Annotated in this window: 15 protein-coding genes; 7 read left to right on the top strand and 8 right to left on the bottom strand. The window is 74.2% G+C overall.

Annotated features, from left to right (window positions below):
* The first annotated feature begins 29 nt into the window (after positions 1-29).
* Positions 30-245 (top strand): dodecin, encoded by a 216-nt coding sequence (locus ACQKM2_RS02930; RefSeq protein WP_042802362.1) that lies wholly within the window; start codon positions 30-32, stop codon positions 243-245.
* 61 nt (positions 246-306) lie between these two features.
* Here the strand turns inward: ACQKM2_RS02930 and ACQKM2_RS02935 are convergent, their stop codons facing one another.
* Positions 307-801 carry a hypothetical protein gene (locus ACQKM2_RS02935; RefSeq protein WP_427705892.1) on the bottom strand — a complete coding sequence of 165 codons (495 nt, stop codon included), beginning with the start codon at positions 799-801 and terminating at the stop codon, positions 307-309.
* Between the two features lie 88 nt (positions 802-889).
* Between ACQKM2_RS02935 and ACQKM2_RS02940 the strand changes: the two genes are divergently transcribed.
* A complete protein-coding gene (locus tag ACQKM2_RS02940) occupies positions 890-1909 on the top strand; it encodes an MsnO8 family LLM class oxidoreductase (RefSeq protein ID WP_427705894.1) in 1020 nt (339 codons plus the stop codon).
* 10 nt (positions 1910-1919) lie between these two features.
* A complete protein-coding gene (locus ACQKM2_RS02945) occupies positions 1920-4328 on the top strand; it encodes an ABC transporter (RefSeq protein WP_427705896.1) in 2409 nt (802 codons plus the stop codon).
* 16 nt (positions 4329-4344) lie between these two features.
* On the opposite strand, the gene ACQKM2_RS02950 is transcribed toward ACQKM2_RS02945, so the two are convergent.
* The 4 genes from ACQKM2_RS02950 to ACQKM2_RS02965 all read right to left on the bottom strand — a co-directional run bounded on the left by ACQKM2_RS02950 (position 4345) and on the right by ACQKM2_RS02965 (position 8551).
* Positions 4345-5007: a hypothetical protein gene (locus tag ACQKM2_RS02950; protein ID WP_427705898.1), complete on the bottom strand. Its 663-nt coding sequence runs from the start codon at positions 5005-5007 to the stop codon at positions 4345-4347.
* A 147-nt stretch (positions 5008-5154) separates the two neighbouring features.
* Complete coding sequence (locus ACQKM2_RS02955) at positions 5155-5895, bottom strand: succinate dehydrogenase/fumarate reductase iron-sulfur subunit (RefSeq protein WP_007267830.1); 741 nt, start codon at positions 5893-5895, stop codon at positions 5155-5157.
* Positions 5892-7844: a fumarate reductase/succinate dehydrogenase flavoprotein subunit gene (locus ACQKM2_RS02960; RefSeq protein WP_427705901.1), complete on the bottom strand. Its 1953-nt coding sequence runs from the start codon at positions 7842-7844 to the stop codon at positions 5892-5894. The genes ACQKM2_RS02955 and ACQKM2_RS02960 overlap by 4 nt, the downstream gene beginning before the upstream one ends.
* A gap of 2 nt (positions 7845-7846) precedes the next feature.
* Complete coding sequence (locus ACQKM2_RS02965) at positions 7847-8551, bottom strand: succinate dehydrogenase (protein ID WP_427705903.1); 705 nt, start codon at positions 8549-8551, stop codon at positions 7847-7849.
* Between the two features lie 95 nt (positions 8552-8646).
* Here ACQKM2_RS02965 and ACQKM2_RS02970 point away from each other — a divergent pair, with 95 nt between their 5' ends.
* From ACQKM2_RS02970 to ACQKM2_RS02980, 3 genes are all read left to right on the top strand, one after another.
* On the top strand, positions 8647-9528 hold the full coding sequence (locus ACQKM2_RS02970; protein WP_427705905.1) for a LysR family transcriptional regulator: 882 nt from the start codon (positions 8647-8649) through the stop codon (positions 9526-9528).
* A gap of 148 nt (positions 9529-9676) precedes the next feature.
* On the top strand, positions 9677-10267 hold the full coding sequence (locus tag ACQKM2_RS02975) for an SMI1/KNR4 family protein (protein ID WP_427705907.1): 591 nt from the start codon (positions 9677-9679) through the stop codon (positions 10265-10267).
* Positions 10268-10335: 68 nt separating this feature from the next.
* On the top strand, positions 10336-10626 hold the full coding sequence (locus ACQKM2_RS02980; protein WP_427705909.1) for a DUF1330 domain-containing protein: 291 nt from the start codon (positions 10336-10338) through the stop codon (positions 10624-10626).
* A 457-nt stretch (positions 10627-11083) separates the two neighbouring features.
* Here ACQKM2_RS02980 and ACQKM2_RS02985 read toward each other — a convergent pair whose 3' ends face one another.
* Positions 11084-11629, bottom strand: coding sequence for a hypothetical protein (locus tag ACQKM2_RS02985; RefSeq protein WP_427705911.1), 546 nt, complete (start codon positions 11627-11629; stop codon positions 11084-11086).
* 51 nt (positions 11630-11680) lie between these two features.
* Entirely contained in the window at positions 11681-12340 is a 660-nt protein-coding gene (locus tag ACQKM2_RS02990) for a TetR/AcrR family transcriptional regulator (RefSeq protein ID WP_427705913.1), read from the bottom strand.
* A gap of 119 nt (positions 12341-12459) precedes the next feature.
* Here ACQKM2_RS02990 and ACQKM2_RS02995 point away from each other — a divergent pair, with 119 nt between their 5' ends.
* Positions 12460-13629, top strand: coding sequence for an FAD-dependent monooxygenase (locus ACQKM2_RS02995; protein WP_427705915.1), 1170 nt, complete (start codon positions 12460-12462; stop codon positions 13627-13629).
* On the opposite strand, the gene ACQKM2_RS03000 is transcribed toward ACQKM2_RS02995, so the two are convergent.
* Positions 13560-15728 (bottom strand): putative bifunctional diguanylate cyclase/phosphodiesterase, encoded by a 2169-nt coding sequence (locus ACQKM2_RS03000; protein WP_427706283.1) that lies wholly within the window; start codon positions 15726-15728, stop codon positions 13560-13562. The genes ACQKM2_RS02995 and ACQKM2_RS03000 overlap by 70 nt on opposite strands.
* Positions 15729-15793: the final 65 nt, after the last annotated feature.

A 15793-nucleotide genomic window follows, 5' to 3' on the forward strand; every position in this document is an offset into this window, starting at 1 on the left:
GCAACAGCGACGACTGGCGGGAGACCCCCATGTCCAACCACACCTACCGGGTGACCGAGATCGTCGGCACCTCCCACGAGGGCATCGATCAGGCCATCCGGAACGGGATCGCCCGCGCGGGGCAGACCCTGCGCAACCTGGACTGGTTCGAGGTCACGCAGATGCGCGGACACATCGAGAACGGGCAGGTCGCGCACTACCAGGTCGGACTGAAGGTGGGCTTCCGCCTCGACGGCGAGGACTGAGGAACGGCAAGCACGACGGCGGGCGGACGGGCGCGAGCGGGCACGCGGGGCCGGCGGGCCGTCAGGTGCGGCCCTCGCCCTCCTGCGCCTGCTTGAGCTCCGGCGCGTCCGCCGCCCAGTCCGCCAGCCGCACCCGGAACCCGGCCGCACGCGCGGCCTCGCAGACGAGTTCGTCGTCGTCGACCAGCACCCGCACCTCGCGCCCCCGGGCGATGCGCCGGAGCACCTCCAGCTTCGTCAGCCGGGCCGGCCGCCGGTCCTGGTCGCCGCGCATCCACACCCGGCCCTCCGGCAGCCCGTGCCGGGCCAGCCAGTCCTCGGTGTCGGCGCGGCACCGCTCGGGCCGCCCGGTCAGGTACGCCACCTCGCAGTCGGCCGCACTCTCCACCGCCAGCGCCACGCCCCGGGCCAGCGGCGGATCGGCCGGCGCCGCGCCGAAGAACCCCGCCCAGTCGCGGGGGCGGCCCTCCAGGAAGTGCTGGCGGTGACCGGTGTCCGCAAGGGTGTTGTCGATGTCGAAGACGGCCAGCGGAGGGCGGGACGGGGTCTGTGTCATGCCCGCAGCCTAGGCGTCCGGTACGACAACCGGACGGCACACCCCCCGGGCCGGGGAATCACCGCCGCCGCCGCGCGTTGAGACGGGTGTGATCCGAAAAGTCTCGATCCTCGACCGGTCCCGCACCCGCGAGGGGCACCCCGCCCCCGAGGCCCTGCGCGACACCGTGGAACTGGCCCGCGCGGCGGACGGGCTGGGCTACCACCGCTTCTGGGTGTCGGAGCACCACAGCGTGCCCGGCGTCGCCGGCTCCGCGCCCACCGTGCTCGCCGCCGCCGTGGCCGCCGCCACCCGGCGGATCCGGGTCGGCACCGGCGGCGTGATGCTGCCCAACCACCAACCCCTCGTCGTCGCGGAGCAGTTCGGCGTCCTGGAGGCCCTCTTCCCCGGCCGGATCGACATGGGCCTCGGCCGTTCCGTCGGCTTCACCGGCGGCATCCGCCGCGCCCTGGGCCGGGACACCGCCGACGCCGACCGATTCGAGGAGCAGCTGGCCGAGCTGCTCGGCTGGATCGACGGCACCCAGCGCGCCCACCCCGAGGTGCACGCCCGGCCCGCCGAGGGGCTGCGGATCCCGCCGTTCGTCCTGGCCACCGGCGAGGGCGCGGGGATCGCCGCCCGGGCCGGGCTCCCGGTGGTGGTCGGCGACCTGCGGGGCCGCACCAGGGTGGCGGAGGCGGTGCGCCGGTACCGCGAGGAGTTCCGGCCGTCCCCGTGGGCGGCGCAGCCGTACGTGGTGGTGTCCGGGACGGTCGCGGTCGCCGCCACCGAGGAGGCCGCCCGGCGGATCCTGCTCCCCGAGGCCTGGGCGCTGGCCCGCTCCCGGACCCGGGGCAGCTTCCCGCCCCTGCTCCCGGCGGAGGAGGTCGCGGCGCTGGAGATGACCACGAAGGAGCGGGAGCTGTACGAGGGCGCCCTGTCCGGGCACATCGCCGGCACGGAGGAGCAGGTGGCCGCCGCCCTGGCCGGGGCCGCCGAGGCCACCGGGGCGGACGAGCTGCTGGTCACCACCTCCACGTACGACCGCACGGCCCTGCTGGACTCCTTCACCCGGCTGGCCCGGATCACCGGGCTGAGCCGGGGCGAGCCCCGGGGCCCGGGGCTCTAAACTGGGGCGAATGCACCACTCCCCCGACACCCCCGCCGAGCCCGGCCGGCCGGACGCCCCCGATCCCTGCGTACGGGTACGCGGTGCCCGGGAGCACAACCTGCGCGGGGTCAACGTGGACATCCCGCGCGACACCCTGACCGTCTTCACCGGGGTCTCCGGCTCCGGGAAGAGCTCCCTGGCCTTCGGCACCCTCTACGCCGAGGCGCAGCGCCGGTACTTCGAGTCCGTGGCCCCCTACGCGCGCCGGCTGATCCACCAGATCGGCGCCCCGAAGGTGGACTCGGTGACCGGGCTGCCGCCCGCGGTCTCCCTGGAGCAGCGCCGGTCCGCCCCGGGGTCGCGGTCCTCGGTGGGGACGGTGACGATGCTCTCCAACTCCCTGCGGATGCTGTACTCGCGGGCCGGCACCTATCCGCCGGGCGCGGAGCGGCTCGACTCGGACGCCTTCTCCCCCAACACGGCCGCGGGCGCCTGCCCGTCCTGCCACGGACTGGGCCGGATCCACCGCACCAGCGAGGAACTCCTCGTCCCGGACCCGGGCCTGTCGATCCGTCAAGGAGCCATCGCGGCCTGGCCGGGCGCCTGGCAGGGCAAGAACCTGCGCGACATCCTCGACGTGCTCGGCCACGACGTGGACCGGCCCTGGCGGGAGCTGCCGGCCGAGGACCGCGAGTGGATCCTGTTCACCGAGGAGCAGCCGGTGGTCACCGTGCACCCGGTGCGGGAGGCCGACCGGATCCAACGGCCCTACCAGGGCACGTACACGAGCGCCCACCGCTACGTGATGCGGACGTTCTCCGACACCAGGAGCGCCACGCTGCGGGCGCGCGCGGAGAAGTTCCTCACCGATGCCCCGTGCCCCGTGTGCGAGGGGCGCAGGCTGCGGCCGGAGGCGCTGGCGGTGACCTTCGCGGGCCGCACGATCGCGGAGCTGGCGGCCCTGGCGCTGGGCGACCTGGACGGCGTACTGGCCGCCGCGCCGGCGGCGGACGGGGCGGCGCGGGTGCTGGCCGGGGACCTGCGGGCGCGGATCGCTCCGGTGGCGGAGCTCGGGCTCGGCTACCTGAGCCTGGACCGGACCGCGCCGAGCCTGTCGGCGGGCGAGCTCCAGCGGCTGCGGCTGGCCACCCAGCTGCGGTCGGGGCTGTTCGGGGTGGTGTACGTACTGGACGAACCGTCGGCGGGGCTGCATCCGGCGGACACCGAGGCGCTGCTCGGCGTGCTGGAACGGTTGAAGCGGGCCGGGAACACCGTCTTCGTCGTGGAGCACCACCTGGACGTGGTGCGCCGCGCCGACTGGGTGGTGGACGTGGGGCCGCTGGCCGGGGAGCACGGCGGGCGGGTGCTGTACAGCGGGCCTCCGGCGGAGCTGGCGGCCGTCGCGGAGTCGGCGACGGCGCGGCACCTGTTCGCGCCGCCGGCGTCCGGCGGCGGGAGGACCCCGCGCGCGGCCTCCGGCGGGATCCGGCTGTCGGGCGTGGAGCGGCACAACCTGCGGGGTGTGGACGTGGAGTTCCCGCTCGGGGTGTTCACGGCGGTGACGGGGGTGTCCGGTTCGGGGAAGTCCACGCTGGTGGGGCAGGTGCTGGCGGGCGAGGTCGCGGGACGGCTGGCCGAACCGGGCTTTCCGGTGCGGCGGTTGGTGGAGGTGGACCAGAAGCCGATCGGGCGGACCCCGCGCTCGAACCTGGCCACGTACACGGGCCTGTTCGACGTGGTGCGCAAGCTGTTCACGGCGGCCCCCGAGGCGCGGGCGCGCGGCTGGAAGGCGGGCCGGTTCTCCTTCAACGTGCCGGGCGGGCGCTGCGAGACCTGCCAGGGCGAGGGCTTCGTCTCGGTGGAGCTGCTGTTCCTGCCCAGTACGTACGCCCCGTGCCCGGATTGCGCGGGGGCCCGGTACAACGCCGAGACGCTGGAGGTGCGTTACGCGGGGCTGACCATCGCGGAGGTGCTGGGCCTGACCGTGGAGGCGGCGGCCGGGTTCTTCGCGGAGGTCCCGGCGGCGGCGCGCAGCCTGCGGGCGCTGGAGGAGATCGGGCTGGGCTACCTGCGGCTGGGGCAGCCCGCGACGGAGCTGTCGGGCGGCGAGGCGCAGCGCATCAAGCTGGCGACGGAGCTGCAGCGGCTGCGCCGCGACCACACCCTGTACCTGCTGGACGAGCCGACGACGGGGCTGCACCCGGCCGATGTGCGGGTGCTGCTGCGGCAGTTGCACGGGCTGGTGGACGCGGGGCACTCGGTGGTGGTCGTGGAGCACGACATGGAGGTGGTGGCGGGCGCGGACTGGGTCGTGGACCTGGGTCCGGGCGGCGGGACGGAAGGCGGCCGGATCACGGCCGCGGGCCCGCCGTCGGCGGTGGCCGCGTCCCCGGACTCCCGTACGGCCCCCTACCTGGCGCGGGCTCTGGGGCTGTAGCCGCCGCCCCGGCGGCTCAGGCGTCGCCGGGCAGCAGTTCCTGCGGGAGTTCGCGGAAGGCCCACTGGCCGCGCGTACGGGTGAGCGTCCAGACGAGGTCGTAGCGGTCGGGCCAGGCGGCGGGGACGCCGATGACGTGGTGCGCGCCGAGGGCGTGGACCAGGCGGGGGATCCCGGCGGCCTCCCAGCAGACGAGTACGGGCGTCCGGGCCTCCAGTACGGCCCGGGCCAGGCCTGCTTCGGCACCGAGCGCGAACTGCGAGCGTACGGGGACCCGCAGGGCGGCGGCCAGGGGCGCCAGGGTCTGCCTGGACCGGGCGGGGGCGGATCGCGGCCCGCCGGTCGCGAACAGCGCGGCGGGCCGGGGCAGCCGGGCGCTGTGGGCCGGGCCGAAGAGCCGGGGCAGCTCGTCCGCGCGGCGGCGGCCCCGGCCGGCGAGGAAGCCGGGGTCCTCGTTGCCCTCGTCGTCCTCGCCGGTGGCTCCGGCGAAGGGCTTCTCCGCGTGCCGGATCACCATGACGAGGGCGTCCTTGTCGGCGGGCCGGCCTGGGGCGGGGGTGGGCGTCCTCCTGCGGGTGGCGGTGTCCTCGGCCGTGCAGCCGGCCGCGGCCAGGCAGGCGAGGGCGGCGGCCAGCGCGGTGCGGCGGCGCGGTCCGGACCCGGCGGGGGCGTGGGGCATGGGGTCCACTGAACCCCACGCACCGGATGGGGCCGGGGCGCGGCGCGGCGTACGGCCCGTACGAGCGCCCGGTCGGCGGATCGGGTCAGCCGATCGGCCCAGGGCGGCCCGTACGGGGGTGCGGGGGTGCAGGGGGGTGTTCGCGGGTCAGGCCTTGCGCAGGGCTCGGAGCCACTCCTTGTTCATCGCGGCGATCGACGGGAGCGGGATGCCCTTGGGGCAGGCGGTGGCGCATTCGCCGGTCAGGGTGCAGCCGCCGAAGCCCTCGTCGTCCATCCGCGCCACCATGTCCAGCACCCGTGTCTCGCGCTCGGGCGAGCCCTGCGGGAGCACGTTCAGGTGGTTGATCTTGGCGGAGGTGAACAGCATCGCGGAGCCGTTGGGGCAGGCCGCGACGCAGGCGCCGCAGCCGATGCACTCGGCGTGTTCGAAGGCGGAGTCGGCGGCCGGCTTGGGCACGGCGGTAGCGTGCGCCTCGGGGGCGGAGCCGGTCGGGGCGGTGATGTAGCCGCCGGCCTGGATGATCCGGTCGAAGGCGCTGCGGTCCACGACGAGGTCCTTGACCACGGGGAAGGCCGAGGCCCGCCACGGTTCGACGTCGATGGTGTCGCCGTCGGCGAAGGAGCGCATGTGGAGCTGGCAGGTGGTGGTGCGTTCGGGGCCGTGGGCGTCGCCGTTGATGACGAGGCTGCACGCGCCGCAGATGCCCTCGCGGCAGTCGTGGTCGAAGGCGACCGGGTCCTCGCCGCGCAGGATGAGGTCCTCGTTGAGGGTGTCGAGCATCTCCAGGAAGGACATGTCCTTCGATATGCCGTCGACCTCGTAGGAGGCCATGGCGCCGGGGGCGTCGGGGTTCTGCTGGCGCCAGACGCGCAGGGTGAGCTTCATGCGTAGCTCCGCTGGGTGGGGTGGACGTACTCGAAGACGAGGTCTTCCTTGTGCAGGACGGGGGCGGTGCCGGTGCCCTGGTACTCCCAGGCGGCGGCGTAGCCGAACTCCTCGTCGCGGCGGGCGGCTTCGCCGTCCGGGGTCTGGGACTCCTCGCGGAAGTGGCCGCCGCAGGACTCGGCGCGGTGGAGGGCGTCGAGGCACATCAGCTCGGCGAGCTCCAGGTAGTCGACGATGCGGTTGGCCTTCTCCAGCGACTGGTTGAACTCCTCCCCGCTGCCGGGGACCTTGATGCGGCGCCAGAACTCCTCGCGGATCTCGGGGATCCGGGCGAGTGCCTTGCGCAGGCCCTCCTCGGTGCGGGACATGCCGCAGTACTCCCACATGAGTTCGCCGATCTCGCGGTGGAAGGAGTCGGGCGTGCGGTCGCCGTCGACGGCGAGCAGCTTGGCGAGGCAGTCGCGGGTCTCGCGGACCGCGGCGGCCGCCTCCGGGTGGCTGTCGTCGACCGGTTCCGGGTGGGGGTGGCGGGCGAGGTAGTCGTTGATGGTGGAGGGGAGCACGAAGTAGCCGTCGCCGAGGCCCTGCATCAGGGCGGAGGCGCCGAGGCGGTTGGCGCCGTGGTCGGAGAAGTTGGCCTCGCCGATCGCGAACAGGCCGGGGACGGTGGTCTGGAGGTCGTAGTCGACCCACAGTCCGCCCATCGTGTAGTGGACGGCCGGGTAGATCCGCATCGGGACCTCGTACGGGTCCTCCGCGGTGATCCGCGCGTACATCTCGAAGAGGTTGCCGTACTTCTCGGCGACCTTGTCGCGGCCCATGCGGCGGATGGCGTCGGCGAAGTCGAGGTAGACGCCCTGGCCGCCGGGGCCGACGCCGCGGCCCTCGTCGCAGACGTTCTTCGCGGCGCGGGAGGCGATGTCGCGGGGGACGAGGTTGCCGAAGGAGGGGTAGATCCGCTCCAGGTAGTAGTCCCGCTCGGCTTCGGGGATCTCGGCGGCGGGGCGGGTGTCGCCCTTGGCCTTCGGGACCCAGATGCGGCCGTCGTTGCGCAGGGACTCGCTCATCAGGGTGAGCTTGGACTGGTGGTCGCCGGTGCGCGGGATGCAGGTGGGGTGGATCTGGGTGAAGCAGGGGTTGGCGAAGTACGCGCCGCGCCGGTGCGCCCGCCACACGGCGGTCGCGTTGGAGTTCATGGCGTTGGTGGAGAGGTAGAAGACGTTGCCGTAGCCGCCGCTGGCCAGGACCACGGCGTCGGCGTAGTACGTGTCGATGCTGCCGGTGACCAGGTCGCGGGCGACGATGCCGCGGGCCACCCCGTCGACGGTGATCAGGTCGAGCATCTCGGTGCGGGCGTGCAGCTCGACGTTGCCGGCGGCGATCTGCCGGGACAGCGCCTGGTAGGCGCCGAGCAGCAGCTGCTGGCCGGTCTGGCCGCGGGCGTAGAAGGTGCGGGAGACCTGGACGCCGCCGAAGGAGCGGGTGTCGAGGAGGCCGCCGTACTCGCGGGCGAAGGGGACGCCCTGGGCCACGCACTGGTCGATGATCTCCACGGAGATCTGGGCGAGGCGGTGGACGTTGGACTCGCGGGCGCGGAAGTCGCCGCCCTTGACGGTGTCGTAGAAGAGCCGGTGTACGGAGTCCCCGTCGTTGCGGTAGTTCTTGGCGGCGTTGATGCCGCCCTGGGCGGCGATGGAGTGGGCGCGGCGCGGGGAGTCGCTGAAGCAGAACTGGACCACGTGGTAGCCCTGCTCGGCGAGGGTCGCGCCGGCGGCACCGCCCGCCAGGCCGGTGCCGACGACGATCACGGTGTGCTTGCGGCGGTTGGCCGGGTTGACCAGCTTCGCCTCGAAGCGGCGGCGGTCCCAGCGTTCGGCGATGGGGCCGTCGGGGGCCTTGGTGTCGGCGATGGGGTCGCCTGTGGTGTAGGCGGCGTACTCGGTGCTCATGGTCAGCTCACGACTCCGGTCATGACGGCGACGGGGACGGACACGAAGCCCGCGAAGAGGGCGAGGGCCAGCCCGTTGGCCAGGGACTTCAGGGCACGGTCGCGCCGGGCGTTGCCCGCGCCGAGGGTCTGGGCGGCGCTCCAGAATCCGTGCCGGACGTGCAGTCCGAGGGCTGCCATGGCCACGATGTAGATCGTGTTGCCGTACCAGGTGGAGAAGGTCGAGAGGACGTTCTCGTAGGGGTGGCCGGCCCAGGCCCGCTCGTTGACGGTGAGGGTGGTCAGGTCGAGGAGGTGCCAGACGATGAAGAGGCCGAGGATGACGCCGCCCCAGCGCATGGTGCGGGTGGCGTAGCTCGCGCGGCGGCGCTTGCGGGCGTACTTGACCGGTCGGGCCCTGATGTCGCGGCGGCTGAGCTGGTAGGCGCAGACGGCGTGGGCGACGACGGCGGCGACCAGGACGACGCGGACGATCCACAGGGCCCACTCGTGGTGCAGGAAGGGGGCACCGAGGGTGCGCAGCCAGTGGGCGTAGCCGTTGAACTCGTCCGCCCCGAAGAAGATCTTCAGGTTGCCGAGCATGTGCACGACGAGGTAGCCGAGCATCACCAGGCCTGATGCGGCCATCACGGACTTCTTGCCGACGGTGGAGTCCCAGAGCGTGCGCGTGGTGGACGGCCGTCGATCCGTCCGCGTTGCCAGAGCCATGCCGTCGACGGTAAGGACCAAGGTCCCGAGAGGTCCAAGACATGGTGGAGCTGATCGCGATAGTCAGCGCCTATGGATGGCGGTAGCCTGGAGGCATGCAGTTCCAGCAGCTGGTCTATTTCGTGGCCGTCGCCGAGACCCGGCACTTCACGCGCGCCGCCGAGCGGGAGCACGTGGCACAGCCTTCGCTGTCCCAGCAGATCAAGGCGCTCGAACGGGAGCTGGGCGCCGAACTGTTCAGCCGGGCGCGGGGGAACATCGCGCTGACGGACGCGGGCGAGGCGCTGCTGCCGCTGGCGCGGCGGATCCTCGCGGACGCGGACACGGCGCGGCTGGAGGTGCAGGAGCTGGCACAGCTGCGGCGCGGCCGGGTGCGTCTGGGGGCGACCCCGAGCGTGTGCACCGGCCTGCTGCCGGGGGTGCTGCGGGCCTTCCACACGGCGCACCCGGGTATCGAGCTGCTGATCGAGGAGAGCGGGTCGCTGGACCTCGTACGGGAACTCGCGCGCGGGGTGCTGGACCTGGCCCTGATCGCGCTGCCGCTGCCCCCGTCGGCCCCCTCCCTGACCACGGTGGAGCTGCTGACGGAGGACCTGGTGGTGGTCTCGTCCGCGGACCTCCCGCCCCCGGCGGGCGGCGGGGAGCCGGCCATCGCCGATCTGCGCGGGGAGCCGATGGTGATGTTCCGCCACGGCTACGACCTGCGGGACCTGACGGTTGCGGCGTGCCGGGCCGCCGGGTTCGAACCGGTGTTCACGGTGGAGGGCGGGGAGATGGACGCGGTCCTAGGCTTCGTCCGGGCCGGGCTGGGCATCGCGGTGGTCCCGGCCATGGTCGTGGACCACGCCGGACCGGGCCTGCGCGCCACCCGCCTCGCGGGCTCCCCGCTGCGCCGCACCATCGCCCTGGCCCACCGCACGGACGTGGCGCCCCCGCGGGCGGCGCGCGAACTGAAGCGCATGCTGGTCGGCGACTGAGCGACCCGGCGGGGCGGGGGCCGGGAGCGGACCGGGGCCGGACCGGGGCCGGGAGCGGACCGGGGCCGGGGCCGGGAGCGGACCGGGGCCGGGGCCGGGAGCGGACCGGGGCCGGGGCCGGGAGCCCGGCCCGTCTCGCGGCTCTTGCATGATGGCCGGCATGAACACGGAAACTGCCGATCCCGCGGAGCTCGCCGCCCTCCGGGAGATCTTCCTTTCCCGTCCCGGAGCCGCGGCGCCGGCCGGCTGGGAGGCGGTGCGGTCCTTCGAGGCGGAGCACGGCATCGTGCTGCCGGAGCCCTACCGCACGTTCGTGGCGGAGATCTGCGACGGGCTGCGCGCCGGACCGCCGTACTACGGCCTGCTGCCGCTCGCCCAGACGCCCCCGGACTGGGGCTCCGGCCGCCCCGAACGCCTGCTCGCCGAACCCTTCCCGCTCACGGCGGCATGGCTGTGGGAGGCGGAGGACGACGAGGCCGAAATGTCGGAGGAGGAGTTCGAGGCCCTGACGGACCCGGTCTTCGACCACGGCTCGTTGCTGCTGGGCACCGACGGCTGCGGCATGTACTGGCACCTGGTCGTCACCGGCCCGCAGCGCGGCCACGTCTGGCAGATCGCGGGCGAGGGCGCCATGCCCTTCGGCCCGGACTCCCCCGACGCCGTGCTGCCCGGCACCCCCGGCTTCACGGGCTGGGCGGCCCACTGGGCGGCGGGCCGCTCCTGGTTCCCGGACGCCTGACGCCCTGACCGTGAACGTTCGCCGGGTTGGTGATCACGGCGCTGCCCGTCCTGGATAGGGTCGGTCCCATGACTGCTTATCTGATCGCCGATGTGCAACTGACCGGTGACCCCGAGGAACTGGCCGAGTACCGCTCCCAGGTCGCCGCGACGTTGGAGCCCTACGGTGGCAGGTACCTCGCCCGGGGCGGCGACGTCGAGGTCGTGGAGGGCGGCTGGGAGCCCGGGCAGATCGTGCTCGTGGAGTTCCCGGACGTGGCTGCCGCGCGGGCGTGGAACGATTCGCCGGAGTACCGGGCGATCGCTCCGCTGCGCATCCGCAACACCGACAGCAAGCGGCTGATCGTCCAGGGGCTGTAAGCGCGTCGCGGGGCGGTGTGGTCGCGGCGGCTGAAGCCCCATGGGGTTGAGCCCGGCATCACGCTCCGGGCCGGGCCGTCCGCTTCCCCGTCCGGCCGACCTCGTCGAACCGGTGGGATCACGTCCCGTGCGGTGTCCTCGTCGGCCTGCACCGGGCCGGATCACCCCGGCGGGGGCCGGTCCCGGCGGCCCGGCCGCCGCGCGTCGGCGCAGGAGTCGTTTGTCGGGTTTGCCGCGGCCGGTCAGGGGGATCTCCCGTTCCCAGAACACGGCGGTCGGGCGGTGGGCCGGGGCCAGGTCCCGCTCCACGAGGTCGCAGGCCGCGGCGGCAGCCGTGCCGATGCCAGCAGCTCGGGGCGGCCGGCCACCGCCGCGTCGTGGTCGTCGGGGGTGAGCCGGCAGATCACCGCGGCCTCGTTCATCCCGTAGCCCTGCCGCCACCGCACGCCCCACCGGGTCACGGCCTCGCGCAGGCGCCCGGGGAGGACGGGCGAGGCGCCGTACGAGACGGCCTCCAGGCCCGGGATCCCCGCGGCGGTCGGCGGGTCGTCCAGCAGCCGGTAGAGCATCGGGGCGTCAGGTACGTGGACACCCGGCCCAGGCGGCGGCAGGCGGCGGCCGCCGCCGCGAGCAGTGCGTGGAGGCCGAGCCGGGGCGCGCCGGTGTCCGGCAGCGGGACGTCGTGCACCACCGGGCCGGGGCGGCAGTCCCGCAGGATGAACTCCACGCCGTGCACGGCCGGACCGCGCACGACCTGGGTCAGCCGCGCGCCCAGCACGTGCGCGGCGAGCCGCACCAGCAGCGCTTGTGGCGGGTTGCCGCCCGTCACGCAGGCCGGGCCCGTGCCCCGCGGGACGCCGGCGTCGTGCAGTGCTCCGGCCAGCCGGTACACAGCGTCCAGTACCTCGCGGAACCGCAGGACCTCGGCGCCGGCGCCGATGGCGGGCCGTTCGCCGTGGCGCTCCAACGCCCCGACCGGTTCGGTGACATACCTGGCGACCATGCACTCACCTGCCTCCGCGACCCGGCTTCCCGACGGTTCCGTCCGCCGGTGTCAGGAGGGTATGAGCGGCCCGAGGGTCCGGTCGAGGCCGTCGGCCAGCATGGCGAAGGCCCCGTCGGCTTCGGCGACGGCGGCGGGGTAGGCCGCGTCGGCGCTCTGGCCGGCGGAGATCCGGCGCCAGTTGTCCCGGCCCAGCTCGTGGCGGACGGTCACCAGGTGCAGCGCCGCGAGCCGCGCGGTGAACGGCGGGACCTCCTCCGTCTCCAGGACGGCAGCGAGCGCTTCCACCTCGCCGGCCGTGTAGTGGGCGATCCGCGCCTGCAGGCCGGCGGTGGAGTAGAGCAGCTCCTGGAAGGCGAGCACGTCCGGGTGGTCGCAGAGCCCGGTGATGGGGTCCCGCTCGGCGAGGGCCGCCAGGAAGTGCTCGTGGACCGCCCGCACCGGGGTCAGGCCCTGCGGCCGGTCGCGGACGATCCGGGCCGCCTCGTCCTGGTGGTCGGCGAACCGGTCGAGGACCAGGTCCTCCTTGCTCGGGAAGTACCGGAACAGGGTGGGCTTGGACACCTCGGCCGCGGCGGCGACGTCGGCCACCGACACGGCGTCGAAGCCGCGTTCCAGGAAGAGTTCGAGCGCGGTGGCGGCCAACTGCTGCCGCGTACGCGCCTTCTTGCTCTCGCGCAGTCCCGTGCGCGAACCCGTGGTGTTCTCCATGCCCCCACCGTACCACGAAAACAATGACCAGGTTAATTTCGTAACCGGATTGCTTTTTTGCCCGGGTCGCGCTTTCCTTGGTTCATCGAGCGATTCGGCACCGACGAGAGGACACTCCGATGAGCGACGTACTGATCGTGGGCTCCGGACCCACGGGACTCACCCTGGCCTGCGACCTCGCCCGCCGCGGCATCCCGGTCCGGGTGCTCGACCAGCGGCCCGGTCCGCACCGCGAGTCCCGCGGCAAGAGCCTCAACCGGGACGGCCTCGACGCGATGGCGGACCTCGGCGTGCTCGGGCGGATCTCCGAGGTGGGCCGGGAGCTGGTGCTGCGCAAGTACTTCGACGGCACGCACGTCAACGACACGCGGCCGGCGGACCTCCTGTTCATGGGGCAGTGGCAGATCGAGGAGGTCCTCCGCGAACACCTCGCCTCCCTCGGGGTCCGCGTGGAGCACGGGGCCAGGGTCACCGGGATCGAACAGGACCCCGAGGGGGTGACCGCGCGGCTGGCGGACGGCGGCGCGGTCCGCGCCGGGTACCTCGCCGGCTGCGACGGCGGCCGGAGCACGACCCGGGGGCTGCTCGGCATCGCCTTCGAGGGGACCACGGAGGAGACCGAGACGATGGTGCTGGGCGACGTGACGGCCCCGGCCCTGAGCCGGGACGTCTGGCACCAGTGGTTCACCTCGGACGGCGGGGCCATGATGCTCTGTCCGATACCCGGGACGCCGGTGTTCCAGCTCCAGGCCTCACCCGAGCGGGACGCCGGCGGCGACCCGGTGCCGCCCTCGCCGGAGGGCTTCCAGCGGCTCTTCGACCGGCACGCCCGGATGGAGGGGATACGGCTCACCGGGGCGGACTGGCTCTCCACCTGGCGGGTCAACGTCCGCATGGCCGCCCGCATGCGCGAGGGCCGCGCCTTCCTCGCCGGGGACGCGGCCCACGTCCACTCGGTGGCCGGCGGGCTCGGGATGAACACCGGGATCCAGGACGCGATGGCCCTCGGCCGGACCCTGGGCGCGGCCCTGACCGGGGAGGCCGGTGCGCAGGTCCTCGACGTCTACGAGGCCGAGCGGCTGCCGGCGGCCGCGCGGGTACTGGCCGACACCACCGAGCGGCACCGGCGGGTCCTGGCCGCGGTGCGCGAGCCCGGCCGGGGGACGGAGGCCGGCCTGGGGCTGACCCCGCCCGGACCCGGCCCCGGCCGGGGGCCGGCTCAGGGGGTGGGGACCGCGTCCGAGAGGGAGAGGGCGTGGATCCGGTCCGGGGCGCCGGGGCGGGCGTAGTACCAGCCCTGGGCGGTGTCGCAGCCGAGGGCGCGGAGCTGGGCCGCCTGGGCGCCGGTCTCCACCCCTTCCACGGTCACCGCCAGTTCCAGGCTGTGGGCCAGCGAGACGATGCCCTCCACGATCTTGACGTCGACGGGGTCGGCCGGCTGCTGCTGCATCCCCTGGGTGAAGGAGCGGTCCAGCTTCAGGACGCTGACCGGGAGGCGGCGCAGGTTGGCCAGGTTCGAGTAGCCGGTGCCGAAGTCGTCGAGGGCGATGTCCACGCCGAGCGCGGCGAGCCGGCGCAGCGGTTCGAGGAGCTCGTCGTCGGCCCCGATCAGGGCCGACTCGGTGACCTCCAGGCACAGGGCGCCCGGGGCGAGCCCGGAGGCCTCCAGCACCCGGACGGTGTCGGCGACCAGGCCGGGGTGGTGGAGCTGGGTCGGGGAGAGGTTGACGTTGACGCGCAGGGCGGCCCCGCCGTGCTGGCGCTGCCAGTTGCGGGCCTGGCGGACGGACTCCTCCAGCACCCAGCGCCCGAGCGGCACGATCAGCCCGGTCCGCTCGGCGAGCGGGATGAACCGGTCCGGGCCGAGCACCCCGTACTGGGGGTGCGACCAGCGCACCAGCGCCTCCGCGCCGTGCACGCTGCCGTCGTGCATGTGCACCAGGGGCTGGTACTCGATGAAGAACTCGCCGCGTTCCAGCGCCGCCGGCAGGGCGTTGGTCAGGCCGTGGCGGGTGATGGCGCGGGCGTCGGCCTCCGCGTCGGCGAACTCGAAGCGGTTGCCTCCCGCCGCCTTGGCCCGGTACATGGTGATGTCGGCGCTGCGCAGCACCTCCGCGGGGGTGCGCTCCCCCGCGCGGCCCTGGACGATGCCGATGCTGCCGCGCACCGACAGCTCCCGGCCCTCCAGCCGGATGGGGGTGGAGAGCGCGGACAGGATGCGCACCGCGAGGTCGGTCACCTTCTCGCCGGGGTCTTCGCCGGTGCCGGCGGCGGGGCCGGTGGTGAGGGCCACGAACTCGTCGCCGCCGAGCCGGGCCACGACCTCGCCCGGTCCGGTGGCGCAGCTCTGCAGCCGGTCGGCGACCTCGACGAGGAGCCGGTCCCCCGCGGAGTGGCCGAGGCTGTCGTTGACCGTCTTGAAGCCGTCCAGGTCGAGGTAGCACAGGCCGAAGCGGCTGCCGGGGGCGCCGCCCAGGGCCTTCTCCAGCCGCTCGAAGAACAGGGTGCGGTTGGGCAGCCCGGTCAGCGCGTCGTGGGTGGCCTCGTAGCGCAGCCTGAGGTTGAGCAGCCGGCGTTCGGTGGTGTCCTCCATCAGGGCCAGCTGGTACTGGGGCACTCCGTCGGCGTCGCGCAGCAGGGACACCGTCAGGTTGGTCCACAGCACGGTGCCGTCGTGGCGGTAGTAGGGCTTCTCGACGCGGTAGTGCTCGCGTTCGCCGCGCACGAGCTCCCCGTACATCCGCCAGACGTGCGGGGTGTCGTCGGGGTGGCCCCATTCGCTGACGTTGCGGCTGCGGACGTGGCCTTCCAGGCCGCCGAACATCTTCAGCAGGGTGTCGTTGACCTCCAGGACGTTGCCGTCGAGGTCGGCGATGCCGATGCCGACGGCCGCGCCCTCGAAGACCGCCCGGAAGCGCTCCTCGCTGGCGTGCAGGGCCTGCTGGGCGTCGGTCCGGGCGGTGAGCGCGGAGCGGGCGATGGCCTCCTGCTCCCGCAGGGTGCGTTCGCGCAGCGCGCGGGCGAAGCCGGCGGCTATGCCGTGCTGGAGCCGGGCGCAGCGGGAGCGGTACTCCTCCCTGCCCTCGGTCCCGGCGCCGTCGGGCCCGCAGTAGAGCACGAGGTAGGACTCGACCACGCCGAGGGTGCCGGCGAGCGCCTCGGGATCGGTGCAGTGCACGGCGACGAGCTCGGCGCCCACGCCCTGGGCGACGCCCGCGTCGAAGGGGCGGGCGTGCAGGGCCTCGGTCAGGGTCCGGGTGAGGGGGACGAGGTGCCGCTCGAACTCGGGGCGGGTCAGGGAGGTGGCCGTGACGGGGAAGATCGCCCGGCCCCAGATGGTGGCGAAGCGGGCGATCCGGTCCTCCAGCCCGCTGCGCAGTTCACGCACCGGCGCCCGGCCCTGGTGCGGGCCGGGCTGCGGGGCGGGTTCCGGCTCGGCCTGCGGGGGCACCT

Source organism: Streptomyces sp. NPDC004126, from assembly GCF_050275515.1.
GTDB lineage: Bacteria > Actinomycetota > Actinomycetes > Streptomycetales > Streptomycetaceae > Streptomyces.